The 14,151-nt window shown below is 54.5% G+C and carries 12 protein-coding genes; 5 read left to right on the top strand and 7 right to left on the bottom strand.

Annotation, left to right across the window (positions count from 1 at the left end; translation table 11 throughout):
• Window positions 1-5: 5 nt before the first annotated feature.
• Together ACR2TX_RS06090 and ACR2TX_RS06085 are read right to left on the bottom strand one after the other, a co-directional pair.
• Window positions 6-446, bottom strand: a complete 441-nt coding sequence (locus tag ACR2TX_RS06090) for an NfeD family protein (protein ID WP_434131551.1) — start codon at window positions 444-446, stop codon at window positions 6-8.
• Window positions 447-1,370, bottom strand: coding sequence for an SPFH domain-containing protein (locus tag ACR2TX_RS06085; protein WP_077728297.1), 924 nt, complete (start codon window positions 1,368-1,370; stop codon window positions 447-449).
• 517 nt (window positions 1,371-1,887) lie between these two features.
• On the opposite strand from ACR2TX_RS06085, the gene ACR2TX_RS06080 reads away from it, so the two are divergent.
• Window positions 1,888-2,523 carry a hypothetical protein gene (locus tag ACR2TX_RS06080; RefSeq protein ID WP_077728296.1) on the top strand — a complete coding sequence of 212 codons (636 nt, stop codon included), beginning with the start codon at window positions 1,888-1,890 and terminating at the stop codon, window positions 2,521-2,523.
• 15 nt (window positions 2,524-2,538) lie between these two features.
• On the opposite strand, the gene ACR2TX_RS06075 is transcribed toward ACR2TX_RS06080, so the two are convergent.
• Window positions 2,539-3,354, bottom strand: coding sequence for a tetratricopeptide repeat protein (locus tag ACR2TX_RS06075; RefSeq protein ID WP_156879905.1), 816 nt, complete (start codon window positions 3,352-3,354; stop codon window positions 2,539-2,541).
• 251 nt (window positions 3,355-3,605) lie between these two features.
• Between ACR2TX_RS06075 and ACR2TX_RS06070 the strand changes: the two genes are divergently transcribed.
• On the top strand, window positions 3,606-4,856 hold the full coding sequence (locus ACR2TX_RS06070; RefSeq protein ID WP_077728295.1) for an EAL and HDOD domain-containing protein: 1,251 nt from the start codon (window positions 3,606-3,608) through the stop codon (window positions 4,854-4,856).
• Window positions 4,857-4,895: 39 nt separating this feature from the next.
• On the opposite strand, the gene cysE is transcribed toward ACR2TX_RS06070, so the two are convergent.
• On the bottom strand, window positions 4,896-5,654 hold the full coding sequence (cysE, locus tag ACR2TX_RS06065) for a serine O-acetyltransferase (RefSeq protein WP_077728294.1): 759 nt from the start codon (window positions 5,652-5,654) through the stop codon (window positions 4,896-4,898).
• 6 nt (window positions 5,655-5,660) lie between these two features.
• Window positions 5,661-6,386 carry an RNA methyltransferase gene (locus ACR2TX_RS06060; protein ID WP_434131549.1) on the bottom strand — a complete coding sequence of 242 codons (726 nt, stop codon included), beginning with the start codon at window positions 6,384-6,386 and terminating at the stop codon, window positions 5,661-5,663.
• A gap of 88 nt (window positions 6,387-6,474) precedes the next feature.
• On the opposite strand from ACR2TX_RS06060, the gene ACR2TX_RS06055 reads away from it, so the two are divergent.
• Window positions 6,475-7,308, top strand: coding sequence for an inositol monophosphatase family protein (locus ACR2TX_RS06055; RefSeq protein ID WP_077728292.1), 834 nt, complete (start codon window positions 6,475-6,477; stop codon window positions 7,306-7,308).
• Window positions 7,309-7,315: 7 nt separating this feature from the next.
• Here ACR2TX_RS06055 and ACR2TX_RS06050 read toward each other — a convergent pair whose 3' ends face one another.
• Window positions 7,316-9,682 carry a DUF3772 domain-containing protein gene (locus ACR2TX_RS06050; RefSeq protein WP_168183780.1) on the bottom strand — a complete coding sequence of 789 codons (2,367 nt, stop codon included), beginning with the start codon at window positions 9,680-9,682 and terminating at the stop codon, window positions 7,316-7,318.
• Window positions 9,683-9,804: 122 nt separating this feature from the next.
• Window positions 9,805-11,268 (bottom strand): 4-hydroxy-3-polyprenylbenzoate decarboxylase, encoded by a 1,464-nt coding sequence (gene ubiD, locus ACR2TX_RS06045; RefSeq protein ID WP_086133819.1) that lies wholly within the window; start codon window positions 11,266-11,268, stop codon window positions 9,805-9,807.
• A gap of 540 nt (window positions 11,269-11,808) precedes the next feature.
• On the opposite strand from ubiD, the gene ACR2TX_RS06040 reads away from it, so the two are divergent.
• Together ACR2TX_RS06040 and ACR2TX_RS06035 are read left to right on the top strand one after the other, a co-directional pair.
• Window positions 11,809-13,401, top strand: coding sequence for a GGDEF domain-containing protein (locus ACR2TX_RS06040; RefSeq protein WP_434131547.1), 1,593 nt, complete (start codon window positions 11,809-11,811; stop codon window positions 13,399-13,401).
• A 195-nt stretch (window positions 13,402-13,596) separates the two neighbouring features.
• On the top strand, window positions 13,597-13,983 hold the full coding sequence (locus tag ACR2TX_RS06035; RefSeq protein ID WP_434131545.1) for a hypothetical protein: 387 nt from the start codon (window positions 13,597-13,599) through the stop codon (window positions 13,981-13,983).
• Window positions 13,984-14,151: the final 168 nt, after the last annotated feature.

The raw sequence follows: 14,151 nt of genomic DNA, 5'->3' as shown, positions 1-14,151 counted from the left end.
GCGATTCACGCAGCCTTTTCGACCTTCAGAACAACGCCTTCGGCGGCCACGACGCGAACCTTGCTTCCCGGCTCGCAGTCCTCCCCTTGCACCTTCCATGTGGAATCGTCCACGCGGATCCGCCCCTGACCGTTGACGATCGGATTTTCGAGCGTGAACAGTCGTCCTATATATTGCGCGGCTCGCTGGTTCAGCAAAGGCTGATCGGTCTCGATGGGATGTCTTTTGAGGAACAGCCGGAACACCGCGATGCTGACGATCGACAGTACCGAGAACAATATCAGCTGATACTCCCAGCTCAGCGCCGGCACGATCAGCTTGATCACGCCGACGACGAACGCCGATTCGGCCATCCATAGAAAGTACATTCCCGGCGCGAGGAGTTCGACGATAAGAAGAAACACGCCGAACGCCCACCAGTGCCAAAAAACGATCTCGAATGCCATTTAGCTTGCCTTCTTGGAAAACGCTTCTTTGGTGATTTCGCCGATGCCGCTTAGAGCGCCGATAACGCTGGAGGCTTCCAAGGGCATGAGAATAACCTTGCTGTTTTCGGCCGCGGCGAGGGTTTGCAACGCTTCGACGTATTTTTGCGCAACGAAGTAGTTAATCGCCTGAACATCCCCTTTGCCGATGGCCTCGGAGACCATCAGGGTAGCCCGCGCCTCGGCCTGGGCCAAACGCTCGCGGGCTTCGGCCTCGCGGAATGCGGCTTCCTTGCGCCCCTCGGCTTCGAGAATCGCCGCTTGTTTTTCGCCATCGGCGCGGAGAATCGCTGCCTGTTTCAAGCCTTCCGCCTCGAGTACGGCAGCGCGCTTGTCCCGTTCCGCCTTCATCTGGCGAGCCATGGAATCGACCAGATCTTGCGGCGGCGTAATGTCCTTGATCTCGATCCGCGTCACCTTGACACCCCAGGGCGTAGTGGCATCGTCCACCACTGAAAGCAGACGGGCATTGATTTCGTCTCGCTTCGACAACAGCTCGTCCAAGTCCATGGAACCCATCACGGTACGGATATTGGTCATCGTCAGCTGCATGATGGCAAGCTGCAGGTTGCTGACCTCGTAGGCCGCTTTGGCGGCATCCACCACTTGAAAAAACACGACGCCATCCACTTTGACCATGGCATTGTCTTTCGTGATGACCTCCTGCGAAGGAACGTCCAAGACCTGTTCCATCATGTTGATCCGTGCGCCGATCTGATCGATCACCGGCATGATCACATTGAGGCCGGGCTTGAGTGTCGCGGTGTATTTTCCGAACCGCTGTACCGTGAATTCGGAACCTTGAGGCACGAACTTGACACTCAGTACGACCAAGATAACGGACAGTACCAAGAGAAATAATACGAAAACGCCAAACGCGGTCATCTCTCCCCCCTTATCGATTTTTTGAATATGTAACGTTCTAGAAACTTTTTTCTTTTGCAACTCAGCCGCTTTTTCGCAAACAGGAATCGATATTCTCGTTTTTCGCGGCCTGTTAAAGCTTAGCCGCTTATCTAGACTCGGACCCGATTGGCCACATTACCAAATGTAAACAAGTCAAAAAATCTTTCCTTTAGTTACAAAGCCGGAAGAAGTCTGTTGACGCTCACTATTTTTCTTTTTTAAACAATGCATTAAGAAATATATAAAGGTGTGTTAAAAACAGTGTACGCCTGTGGCTGAGTTGTGGATAATTTTTTGCCGAGCTCTTTCGTGCTCGTTCAGCACACGCTGTCCACAAACTTTAGCAAGGGTTTTCCAGCGGGGGATGGAAAGTATGTGCTTGGCGTCTTCGGAAAGGGGGAGATCGCTTTACGGCCGTACCGGAATGTATGGCAGATATGCGAAACCTCGTCGAGCGTACTCATAGAGATGGTAAGGTGTTGCCTAAGGAGAAAAAATGTACAGGCTATCGAACAATGACTCCGCAAATGCGACGGATAACGTGCAAGCGTATTCGTCTCGAGGCAAACATCGCCGCTCGTCGTCCAAGACGAGGTTGATTTTTCTTTTATCCATTGTGTTGGTCGTAGAAACCACGGCGCTTTTGGTCTTGTTTATCCAGTTGACTCTAAGTGAACAGGAAAATCTGGATTTGACCGTATTGGAGAAGAAACAGGCGCTGGAGCTTCAAGCCCTGAAACCGGAAGTCGAAAAACTGCGGGCCGACATCGCTGCACTAACGACGTCTCGCCTGCCGAACTTGACCAAGCTCGAGTTCGATAAAGTGATTCCGCTCGATCTAGGCTATGTGAAAAACATCGTTTTCACCGTCGCCGGCAAGAACTCGGATAAACATTACGAGTATAAGATCGTTATGCACAATACCGACTTGACGCTCATCCATCCCGAGGTGGATGTCCTTTTTTTCGACCGGGTCGGCGTTCAAGTCGGCGTGTCCAAAATCGGTTTTCACCAAGACGGCACGCCGAATTTGGATATGCTGGAGCGGGGCGAGGTTCGTTCTTTCTCGTCAATGGTCGATTTGACCGGTGATGCCGATCCCGAATATTTCCGGGTCAAAATTCACAAATAAGAGCGAACCGCCGGATCAAACATACAGGGCACTGGAGAGACGGCCGCGATACTCCCGGGTCAGTTCATGATCATCGCCGAGAAACTTGAAAATGGCCAGGCAGGCTTTTCTGGCGCCATCGCCGTCATAATGACGCGCGGCTTTGACCACCTCGATAAAGGTCGATAAGGCCTGCTCGAAGTCGGCATTCTTCAAATACTCGATCGCTGATAAATAGGCAGGCTTCAGGGGAGCTTCCGGCAGCATTTCCGGGTTTTCGGCGTAACCGAACAACCGGGAAAAAGTGCGAATACTTTCCGCCATCGGATGAGAATCCGAATCGGGGCCGATTCGTTCCACGACTGCCATGGCTCGCCTGTGATCCGACGGAAGGAGCAAGCGAGCCAACATGATGGCGGCGACATCGTTATCCGGTTCTGCGGCAAGCACTTCTTCCAGGATTGCCGCGGCCTTGTCGGGACGACCGGCGAAGACCTCGGTTTCCGCTTGTTTGATTCTGTTCCTCAGTGGGCTGGGCAGAACACGGTTCAGCCACTGCTCGATCATGGCCTCCGGCAACGCGCCGCTGAACTCATCGACGACCTGTCCGTCAACGAAAAGCTTGACGTTGGGAATGCTGCGCACCTGATAACGGGCGCTGACGTCCGGCAATTCCTCGGTGTTGATCTTCACGAGCACGAAGCGGTCCGAATTTCTTTGTGCGAGCCGTTCCAAGAGCGGGCCCAAAGCGCGGCAGGGCGCGCACCAAGGCGCCCAGAAATCGACTAGAACCGGTATGGTGTGGCTGCGTTGAAGCACATCGGCATCAAAGTCTGGGATAGCGTCGGACATGATCGTTTCCATCTGAATGAGGTTTTGTTTATCTCGAATCTATTTTCGTAAAGCTGAACTATTCTTTCACTGAATCACGGCCAATCGGGCCAAGCGAGCGGAGAGTTCAAATCTTCGTTCCTGCCGGGTGAGCCACCCGACTTGTCGAGTGTGTGTCTCAGTCTTCGCTAAACTTTTCATGACTCATTACCTATCCGACGCTATCGTCGGTGAATCGGGGATAAATCGTAGCGCAGTAACCAGTCTGCAACATGCCAAACCGATTCAAACCTCAGACACAGGGCTCGATCATCGTGAGGAACGATTTTCTCATCGGACGGCAACAAATCTTTGACCGCGACTTGCGCATTTTTGCCTATGAATTGTTATTCCGCGACATAAACGGAGATACCGTTGAGACGTTCGGACCAACCGCCGCCAGCAATCAAATCGTCGTGGACAGCTTGCTTGAATACGGGTTGGATCAAATCGTCGGAGCACAACTGGCTTTCATTAATTTCACTCGGGAGAACTTGCTCTCCGAAACCCCTTTGCTGCTCCCCAAAGATAAGGTGGTTATCGAGGTACTGGAAGACGTCCACATCGACGAGGCTTTGATTCAAGCCGTGCGAGGCCTGGTTCAACAGGGTTATAAGATCGCGCTTGACGACTTTGTATTTGAAGAGCGTTGGCAGCCTTTGATCGAAATGGCCCATTTCATCAAGTTCGACATCCAAATGGTCACTCCGTCTGCGAGCGGACGTGTGATGGAACGACTGAAGAAGCTGCCGGTCCGCTTCCTGGCCGAAAAGGTGGAAACGCAGGAGCAATATCTGGAGTATCGGGAGCTGGGCTGCCAGTATTTTCAGGGATTCTTTTTCAGCCGGCCGAACATGGTGCGGGGAAAACGGTTGGAAACCAGTCAACACGCCGTTTTACAGCTGTTGGCAAAAATCAATCGGCCGAACATCTCGATACCCGAACTCGCGCGCACGATTTCGATGGACGTGGGACTCAGCTACAAACTGCTCCGCTACATCAACTCCGCATTTTACGCGCTGCCGAAACAGATCGATTCGCTGAAATTCGCGATTACCTATTTGGGTATCCGCGAAGTCCAGCGCTGGGCATCGTTGATCAGCCTGGCGAATTTTCCCGACCGGCCGAGAGAGATTGTCAAAATCGCTTTGATTCGAGCAAAAATGTGCGAATCTCTCGCCGCGTTCCTCAAGTTGCCGAACAGCGAGCAATTCTTCCTGGTAGGCCTGATGTCCACCATCGACCAGCTGCTGGAGACTTCCTTGGATGACGCGGTTGGCGGCCTGCCGCTATCGAGCGAGGTGAAAGATGCCTTAGTGCATCGCGCGGGATTGGCTGGAGAGGCCCTGAGTTGCGCCATCAACTACGAATGTTGGAAGCTGGACGAGGTGCGTTTCGAGAACCTGGACTTATCCCGAATAGGCAAGATTCATCTCGAAAGTGTCGGATGGGCGAACAAGATTTTTCAAGTACTGGAAAAATAGCGGCATCGCCACTCCCGATAGCCGTGGGGCTGAATTTCTTTATTTTTCCTCGCCCGTTTTCAGCTCGCAATGCTCCAGTTCGGGCAATGGCGCTTCCGAAACGCCGATACCCTGCTGTTTGAGGGCGCGCTTTAGCGCCTCGATCTGCTCGTCCAGCGCTTGTATGTGATCGAGCATGTGATTGATCGCGTGAGCCACCGGATCGGGCATGTCGGGCGTCAAACCATAAGCGTCGAAACGCAGTTTGCTGGCGATAGCCTGACGGCGCGCTTCCTGGGCTTGGCGGTCGGTACTCACCACATGACCGGGGATGCCCACCACCGTGGCGCCGGCAGGGACACTCTTCAGTACTACCGAATTGGAGCCGATACGGGCGCCGTCGGCAATGGTTATCGGACCGAGTATTTTGGCGCCGGCGCCGACCACCACTCCATTGCCCAAGGTCGGGTGCCGCTTTCCCTTTTTCCAGGACGTGCCGCCCAACGTCACGCCGTGATATAGCGTGCAGTCGTCGCCGATCACCGCCGTTTCACCTATGACCACTCCCATGCCGTGATCGATGAAGAACCGCTTTCCGATCCGCGCTCCGGGGTGGATTTCGATACCCGTCCACCAGCGGGCCAAGGTCGAGATGAATCGAGCCGGCCATTTGAGCCCGAAATTCCACAATCGATGGCTGAATCGATGAGCCAAAATGGCGTGCACCCCCGGATAGGTGGTGAAAATTTCGAAATAGGATTGGGCCGCCGGGTCACGGTCGAAAATACAGCTGAATTCTTCTTTCAATCGTTGCCACATAAGGGTTCACGCCGGGGGTCGTATTCGAAGCTGAACGGCCGTCAAGATGCCGCGCAAAAGATGAATTTCCTTTTTCTCCAGCATGGCTCGGTTAAAGATTCGCCTGAGCCTGCGCATCACCGAAGGTCCGGGCTTTCTTTCGTGGAGAAATCGGAGGTCGTACAAGGTGCGTTCCAAGTGTCCGTAAAAGGATTCCATTTCAGCCGCCGTAGCCAGGGCTGGACCGTTATTGTCGGTGTGAGCTTGTTTCTGAGTTGAGAGAAAAAGGTCGTAAGCCACGATCTGAACCGCCGCGGCGACATTCAGTGAACTGAAATCGGGATCGCAGGGAATATGCAGCAAGTAGTGACATCGCTCCAATTCCTCATTGGTCAGACCCGAATGTTCCCGCCCGAATAAAATCGCAGTCTTCGTATTACCCGCAGTGACCTGTTTCGCGCATTCCCGCGGATCGAGCTGCGGCCAGGAAATGGTGCGGAGCCGTGCGCTGGCCCCGACAATCAAAGCACAATCGTCGATGGCTTCCTGCAAGTCACGGCAAACCCGCGCCTCGGACAGAATATCGTCGGCACCGGATGCTCGCGCCGTCGCTTCTCCGCTGGGAAAGACCTTGGGCGCGACCAGAGCCAAATCGCGCAGCCCCATGTTCTTCATGGCGCGCGCCGCCGCACCGATGTTGCCGGGATGCGTGGTTCCAACCAGCACGATCCTGACATGGGACAAGCGATTCATGCTTCAGCGAGAGCTATAACCAAAAAAGGTAAAATACTATCAGAAATTTGATACCCTAAACCGCTTTTTAACCAGCGCCGATTCCAATATGGATCCCATGCTCACTATCGCGGTTCGCGCGGCTCGGACGGCGGGCGATATTATCGTTCGCTCGATGGACCGGGTGAACCTTCTTACGATCACGCCCAAGGGACGCAACGACTTCGTCAGCGAAGTGGACCGCCAGGCGGAACGTGAAATTATCCACACTTTGCAGAAAGCTTATCCCACTCACGCTTTTCTAGGGGAAGAAAGCGGTCGGCAAGGCCCGGCCAAGACCGATTTCGTCTGGGTCATCGATCCCCTGGATGGAACCACCAATTTCCTGCACGGGTTTCCTCAATTCTGCGTATCCATCGCTCTGCTCCACCGCGGGCGCATCGAAAAGGGCGTGATCTACGACCCATTGCGCCAGGAGCTGTTTACGGCGGCCCGAGGCGCCGGCGCGTCGCTCAACAATCGGCGTATCCGGGTAAGCAAGCAAAACGGCCTGAAGGGGGCGTTGCTGGGTACGGGTTTCCCGTTCAAGGATCAGCGTCACGTCGAGGCCTATTTGGGCATGATGCGCGATCTCATGAAAGATACGGCCGGAATCCGGCGCGCGGGCTCGGCGGCTCTGGATCTCGCTTACGTGGCAGCAGGGCGGTTGGACGGTTTCTGGGAAATCGGCCTGAAAAAATGGGACATGGCTGCCGGCCTTCTCCTGATTCAGGAAGCAGGCGGCATCGTTACCGATTTGGAAGGGAAAGACAAATACTTCGAATCCGGTAACGTGCTGACGGCAAATCCCAAGCTGCATCAAATCATGGCAAGCATCATCGACCCCCACTTGACCGAAGCGCTCCGCTATTCGGACAATCCGGCGGGCGATCAGTCGGAGTGATCCGGGTTCAATTCCCTGGCGGTGTTTTTTCCTCGCGCACCGTCAGGATCTGCTGCAACTGCTCGCCGTTAAGATTCAGGTTCAAATTCCGAGGCGGGAACGGAATCGGGATTCCTTCCTTGCGGAATATTTCGTCGATTTCGAAACAAAGATCGCTGGTCACTGAATCGACCTTTCCGGCATCGTGGAGAAGCGCGATCAGTTCGAAGTTTCGGGTACTTTCCGCGAACCCTTTGAACAAAACGACCGGCGGCGGGATGCGGCGGATTTCCGGGTGATCTAGCGCGATCTTCAGCAGAAGGTCCCGTACTCGCTTGGCATCCGTGTCATGAGACAGGCCGAGCGGCAGCACGACGCGCCCCACCGCTTTGTCGGCGTAGGTTCGGTTCGTTAGCGCGCCCGAAATCAGCGTGGAGTTCGGGATATACACCGAAGCGCGGTCTAAGGTCGTGATTTCGGTCGCGCGCACGCTGATCTTCTTCACATAACCCTGGTGATCGCCCACCACGACCCAATCGCCGGCCTTGATCGGGCGTTCGATGAGCAGAATCAGCCCGGACACGAAATTGTTGACGATATTCTGCAGGCCGAAACCGATACCTACGGATAATGCGCCGGCGATGATGGCCAGATTGGACAGGTCAATACCTAAGGTCGAGATCGCCAGCATCGCCGCGACAGTAAATCCGACGTAGCCGGTTCCGGAACGGATCGAATGCCGGATGCCGACATCCAGTCGCGTCCGCGGAAAGATACGCTGGTCCAGCGCTTTCTGAATCATCCGGGTGGCTGCGAGTAGCCCTGCAAAAAGCGCCAAGGCCAGCAGCATGTCGGCAAGGGATAGGGTGATGTTGCCGACCTTGAAGCCGAAAAACACGCTGTGAAGCCAGGCGGTGAGATCTTTGCCTGCGGCTCCCCACAATACCAACAGCAGGACCACGCCCATGGCCAGGATTAAGAGGCCAACGGTTCCGCTCAGCCAAAACTTGAGCATCTCGGCGCCGTCGTCGCTCAGGGCGAGGCTGCTGCGGAGCTTGGCCCCCAAGGGCGATGTCTTGCTCAAGACGTCGTCGATGAGTTCGTAGCTGATCTTGCGCAACAGGAGCACGGACAAATAAAGCCCGGCAGTCAACACCAGCTGTGTGGCCAGCAAACGGGACAAGGCCACGTAACCGAGCAAGCCCGATACCGGAATCGCATAAACGAGGAACTTCAACACGAAGCGAAGACGCTGCCAGGTCGGGCTGAGCGAGGGTCTGTCGGGCGAGAACCATATACTGCGACGCAGCAGACTCAGCAACAAAGCTGCAATGAGCAAGCCGAACAGGAATTTTTGCAAAAGCGTCGATTCGACCGAGGCATTGAACTGGGTCCCGATTTCGCTCAATACCCGGTCGAGAGCGAATACGAAAGCCAAGCCGTTCACGGTGCGGCTGATAGCCCGGGCTCCCTCGTCATGGATTTGAACCAAGCGCCACTCCGGCTCGAACGGGGCCAGCGCCGCACGGGAAAAGCCTGCCACGAAAAACAGCGAAATCAGAGAGAGCAAAGCGGTCCGAGCCACGGCCAGCAGCGGCTCGGTCAACAATCCGGTATAAGACAGGCTCAGGAAAAGCGCCAAAACGGCCGCGGACGGTAACAGAGCCCGAATAAAGCCTGTGAACAAAGCCGTTCTCAAACGCTGGCCATAAGTCGGTTCGGCCTCGACTTCGATATAGCCGAATCTTCGAATCAAAGCCCTGCGCAAGGGAAACGCCAACAGGATCGCGACGCCTACGCCTAAGGCCAGGCGCCAACCGATGGCCCGGGCATCTCGCGCAAAGGTATCGCTGGACCGCCACTGCTGAAGGTTTTGCGCGATGACGCTAAATCCGGTACTCAACTCGGACCAAGCTTTTCGCCAAACTGCCGGCGTCAGCGGCGAGATGCCCCGCTTCAAGACGTGCTCGGTGAAACGGATGCGCCGCAAGGTCTTGACCTCGCCTGCGAGTCGGCCGGCTCGAGCGATGATGAGCTCGGCCTCTTTGATTGCGCCTTCCGCCGCAGCGAGGCGTTCGTTCATGGCTTTGCGCTTGGCCGCCACGGTCGGCGCTTCGGGCGGCGCTCCCTCGGCCGGCGGCGGCCCCAAGGCAGCGAGTTCGTCCCGAATCACTTGTACTTCCGGCAGGGCTTCGTCCGATGCCCTGCGGGCATCGAGCTGCATGGTCGTCAGCTCTTCGCGCAGAGCCGCAAGCCGGCGGTCCGGGACGTCGGGTTTAGCCAAATCCTTTTCGGCCTGGTCCAGGACTTTCTGCCAATCCTTCACCAACTCGTTCAACGGGCGCGCCTGTTCAACCTCGGCCGACTGGCTGAGCCCGAGGGGGGATACCAGCATTAAAAGAAGAATTACCGGCCAAAGAAAACGCGGCATCGAAAAATACTTAGTCATTTTGAAATATAGAGAGATAGCGGCGGCGCCGATTGCGTGACCGTTTACATTCCGCTTAGAGGCCTCGCTTAAATGCCCAGGCTATCCCAAAGCTGATCAATTTTTGACCGAACAGCCTCCGTCATCGCGATGGGTTGGCCCCATTCGCGAACCGTTTCGCCGGGCCACTTATTGGTCGCGTCGAACCCGACTTTCGAACCCAGACCCGAAACCGGCGAGGCAAAATCCAGATAGTCGATCGGCGTGTTTTCGATCAACGCGATATCGCGCGCAGGATCCATGCGAGTCGTCATCGCCCAGATCACATCCTGCCAATTCCGCGCATCGATATCCTCATCCACAACGATCACGAACTTGGTGTACATGAACTGCCGCAGGAACGACCATACGCCGAACATCACCCGTTTTGCATGGCCAGGGTACTGTTTCTTCATGCTGACCACGGCAAGCCGGTAAGAACAGCCTTCCGGCGGCAGATAGAAATCGACGATTTCCGGAAACTGCTTTTGCAGGATAGGCACGAAGACTTCGTTCAGGGCAACGCCCAGAATGGCCGGCTCATCCGGAGGACGTCCCGTATACGTGCTGTGGTAGATCGGGCTTTCCCGTTGCGTGATGCGCTCGATGGTGAAAACGGGGAATTCCTCGACCTCGTTGTAATAGCCGGTGTGATCTCCGAACGGGCCCTCCGGCGCCGTCTCGCCTGGATAGATGAAACCTTCCAAGACGATTTCGGCCGTCGCGGGCACTTGCAAATCGCTCAGAAGACAATTGGCCACTTCCGTTTTGGCGCCACGCAAGAGCCCCGCGAAGGCGTATTCCGAAAGCGAATCCGGCACCGGCGTCACGGCACCGAGAATGGTGGCGGGGTCCGCGCCCAATGCGACGGCAACCGGAAACGGCTGGCCGGGGCGGGCCTCCTGCCAGTCCTTGAAATCCAGCGCGCCGCCCCGATGCGCGAGCCAGCGCATGATGACCTTGTTTTTGCCGATGACCTGTTGCCGGTAAATTCCCAAATTCTGCCTTTCCTTATGCGGACCTCGGGTAATGACCAAGGCCCAGGTGATCAATGGTCCCGCATCTCCCGGCCAGCACGTTTGAATGGGATAACGGCCGAGGTCGACATCCGATCCGGCATAAACGATCTCCTGGCATGGCGCGTTCTTCACTTCCTTGGCCGGCATGTTCAGCACCTGCCTGAACATTGGCAGCTTATCGAACATGTCGCGCATGCCTTTCGGCGGTTCCGGTTCCTTGAGAAAAGCCAGAAGCTTTCCAACTTCACGAAGCGCTTCGACCGATTCCTGCCCCATCCCCAAAGCAACCCTGCGGGGCGTCCCGAACAGATTGGCCAGCACCCTGACATGCGATCCGGTCGGCCTTTCGAACAGTAGTGCCGGACCGCCAGCCTTGAGAGTCCGGTCGCATATTTCGGTCATCTCGAGGTTCGGGTCGATTTCCACGGTTATGCGTTTAAGCTCGTCGATCGACTCCAAATGGAGAATAAATTCACGAAGATCGCGATATTTCATGGAATGATGATTCGGACAATAGTAAGGCTGGCTATTGTACCGGTCGCAGAAGATTCGTTTTAGGCCGGATTTGCCAAAAACAGTTCATGTAAACCTCTCTTCGACAGTCCGCCCGCGAGCCGAAAAAACGCCATTCGTGCCTGCCAGGATGTCGATTCCAGCTCTGTGCAAATTCTTCTGCCGACTCCTCCGGAACCTCGAGCCGGCATGTGCAGAATATATCCAAAACCCTGTTAGCAAACTGTTCCGAGCCGAGAGAGCAACGGTTCATCTACATTTGTCCACAGTTCTTACCCGTGTGTACGATGATTTTTATCCACAATAAGGGGTTTCGTAGCTTATTGTTTTTTAATTAGAAATAACATCATTTCAACAAATGCACCGTGCTTACATTTAATTCAGAAAGAAATTTCTACTTATTTGCAATAAGTGTCGTTAATACCGCTGCGACATTCTCGATCCCGATTAAACTTTGTAAGAACCCGTTTCAGTCCTCCTTTCTTTGGAAGGCAAGCACCTCACGCCGCGACAGACACGACTATGAACAACCTCAAATCAGATGATCCGCAATACTGGAAAGCGAGACACACAACGCTGGTTGATGAATCGACGGGATCCCGGCAGAAAACGGACGAGCGAGAGAAATTACTGTGCCGCACCATTATTCGCCTGACCCTGGCGACCAGCGGGCTGGATCCCGCGATCGATCCTCACCTCCTTTATATCCGCGACCTGTTGAGGAAAGGTATTTCGAATGAAAAGCGCCTGGCCGAGTTGAACGACATATCGGAAACGCTCTTGCGGGACGTAAAGGATAGGGGCGGAAACAACAAGCCTGTTAAGCAGGAGAGCGGAATTCTGTTTCGCTTTGCAAAGCAACTTGCAATAAGCGACGAAGAAACAAAAGCGATTACATTGCTCGAACAAAAAGTCGGCCGGGGCGAAATAGCGGACTGGAAATGGTTGCTTTCCGAATTACGGGAGATTTTGCGTCACGACACACCGATTTCGGTTTCTGACAAAGCGGCAAAACCGGGATTTTTTGGCAGATTGCTTCAAACGAACAAAAAGTCGGAGGGAGAAACGGTCGAAATCGGTCCGGTCCGCGATCGTTTGCTACTGCTGCTGGATGTCATAGATCTTCCTTTGAACTTTAGGCAGCAGGCAGAACAGATCAAAACGCGTTTGAAATCGGAATCGGATACGGAAGTACTCGAAAGCCTGCTCGGCGAGGCTATCGGTTTTTTAAGCGACGTAAAAACGTTCATTCAAAAAGAGCAACTGGAAATCGAGTATTTTCTGGCCGGCTTATCCGGCCGCTTGACTGAATTGGGACATGATGCGATCGGAGTGGATGCCAGCACTAAGGCCTTCGTTCGCGATCGTGAGGCAGAACACTCCTCTTTCTCGCTGCAGTTTGAGAACTTGCGCTCGAAGATGGAAGTGATCACCGAAGTGGATCAGCTTAAGGTGCTAGTGAACAACGGATTGAGCGGGCTGCTGCAACAATTGCATATCAATCGTGATCGCGAATTGGGCCTTTTGCGGGACTCCACCGGAAGACTCGGCGAGTTGACTCGCAGGCTTCAGGAATTGGAGCTCGAGGCGGCTGAATTGCGTTCCAAGTTGAGGTTGGCGCATGACATGGCACTTAGGGATTCCTTGACGAACTTGCCTAATCGTATGGCTTATCAGGATCGTATTGCCCAAGAGATTGCCCGATCGCAGCGTTTTCAACAGCCTTTGTCGCTACTGCTGTGGGATGTCGATCATTTCAAGGGTATCAATGATCGTTTTGGACATTCGGCCGGGGACAAAGTGTTGGTGACGGTCGCCCAAGAGTTGGATAAATCCATCCGGCAGACGGATTTCGTAGCGCGCCTAGGCGGTGAAGAGTTCGCGATGATTTTATGCGGCGCCGATGGAGACGCCGCACTCCGGATTGCCGATCAGATTCGGCAAAAAATTGCCCACTGCGGTTTCAATTCGCAAGGACGGCCGGTTCAGGTTACCGTGTCTTGCGGAATGAGCCAGGTACGGAACGGCGACACGTCGGAATCTCTCTTCGAACGGGCGGACAAGGCGCTTTATGAAGCGAAGAAAACCGGACGCGATCGATGTGTACTAAGTTAATTAGCAGATTCGAGCCCGCATTTCGCACAACCCCCTGCTGCTGACGCTATCCAATCGCAGACGGTCGGCCTGGGAGCGCCAGGGCGACCCTTCCAATCGCAAATGTCCCGTTAATGCGCGCTGGCGGATCAGAAACATTCTCGTGAATTTGACAGTCGAAGGGTATGGCGGTCAATAACAACGATGAGGTGTGCCATGATCCCCAGAAGACTGATTGCCGTAATATCGGTAGCATTTTCGCTGTTCGCGGGCGGTCTCGTTGCGGCTGAGCTTGACCGGCTTAACACGGAACTGGATCAAAAGTTTCGACCCGGACTCATCTACCTCAATAAGGCGTTCAATAATGCGATCTATAGCTATTTAGTTCCCGAAAGCATAGTCTTCGAAGTGAAGAATCCGCAAATCGTTTACGTGAATAAGGCTTATGGACAATCGATATATAGCTATCCGAGAGTCGGCCCGGATACGGTAACGGCTTTCAACGTGCAATACGTGAGCCCGGCCTATGGTCAGGCCATCTATAGCTATCCGGGTAACTATAATCTGTCGGGGCGATTGACGTTGTCTTCATGGGTCGACTGAGCCCGATCTTTCGAATAAAGAAACCGCCTCTCGTTCGCTTGCCCGGTCTCTTTTATGGCGCTTAGGGCGATCCATGCTCGTATTTTCACGCATAGACTGAAGATTTTTCGAAGGTCAATACTGGCGCTGCTTTGCGTGTAAATTTAAGGCTTATGTCGGCCGGTCCGA

The sequence above is a fragment of the Methylocaldum sp. GT1BB genome, assembly GCF_051027545.1.
Classification (GTDB): Bacteria; Pseudomonadota; Gammaproteobacteria; order Methylococcales; family Methylococcaceae; genus Methylocaldum.
Note: the sequence above shows the minus strand (reverse complement) of the source record. Positions and strands in the feature narration are given on the sequence as shown.

Coding starts and splice junctions, on each gene's coding strand:
- ACR2TX_RS06080 (WP_077728296.1), top strand. CDS start 1,888: ATGTACAGGCTATCGAACAATGACTCCGCAAATGCGACGGATAACGTG.
- ACR2TX_RS06035 (WP_434131545.1), top strand. CDS start 13,597: ATGATCCCCAGAAGACTGATTGCCGTAATATCGGTAGCATTTTCGCTG.
- ACR2TX_RS06090 (WP_434131551.1), bottom strand. CDS start 446: ATGGCATTCGAGATCGTTTTTTGGCACTGGTGGGCGTTCGGCGTGTTT.
- ACR2TX_RS06085 (WP_077728297.1), bottom strand. CDS start 1,370: ATGACCGCGTTTGGCGTTTTCGTATTATTTCTCTTGGTACTGTCCGTT.
- ACR2TX_RS06050 (WP_168183780.1), bottom strand. CDS start 9,682: ATGCTGGTATCCCCCCTCGGGCTCAGCCAGTCGGCCGAGGTTGAACAG.
- cysE (WP_077728294.1), bottom strand. CDS start 5,654: ATGTGGCAACGATTGAAAGAAGAATTCAGCTGTATTTTCGACCGTGAC.
- ACR2TX_RS06055 (WP_077728292.1), top strand. CDS start 6,475: ATGGATCCCATGCTCACTATCGCGGTTCGCGCGGCTCGGACGGCGGGC.
- ACR2TX_RS06040 (WP_434131547.1), top strand. CDS start 11,809: ATGAACAACCTCAAATCAGATGATCCGCAATACTGGAAAGCGAGACAC.
- ACR2TX_RS06060 (WP_434131549.1), bottom strand. CDS start 6,386: ATGAATCGCTTGTCCCATGTCAGGATCGTGCTGGTTGGAACCACGCAT.
- ACR2TX_RS06070 (WP_077728295.1), top strand. CDS start 3,606: ATGCCAAACCGATTCAAACCTCAGACACAGGGCTCGATCATCGTGAGG.
- ACR2TX_RS06075 (WP_156879905.1), bottom strand. CDS start 3,354: ATGTCCGACGCTATCCCAGACTTTGATGCCGATGTGCTTCAACGCAGC.
- ubiD (WP_086133819.1), bottom strand. CDS start 11,268: ATGAAATATCGCGATCTTCGTGAATTTATTCTCCATTTGGAGTCGATC.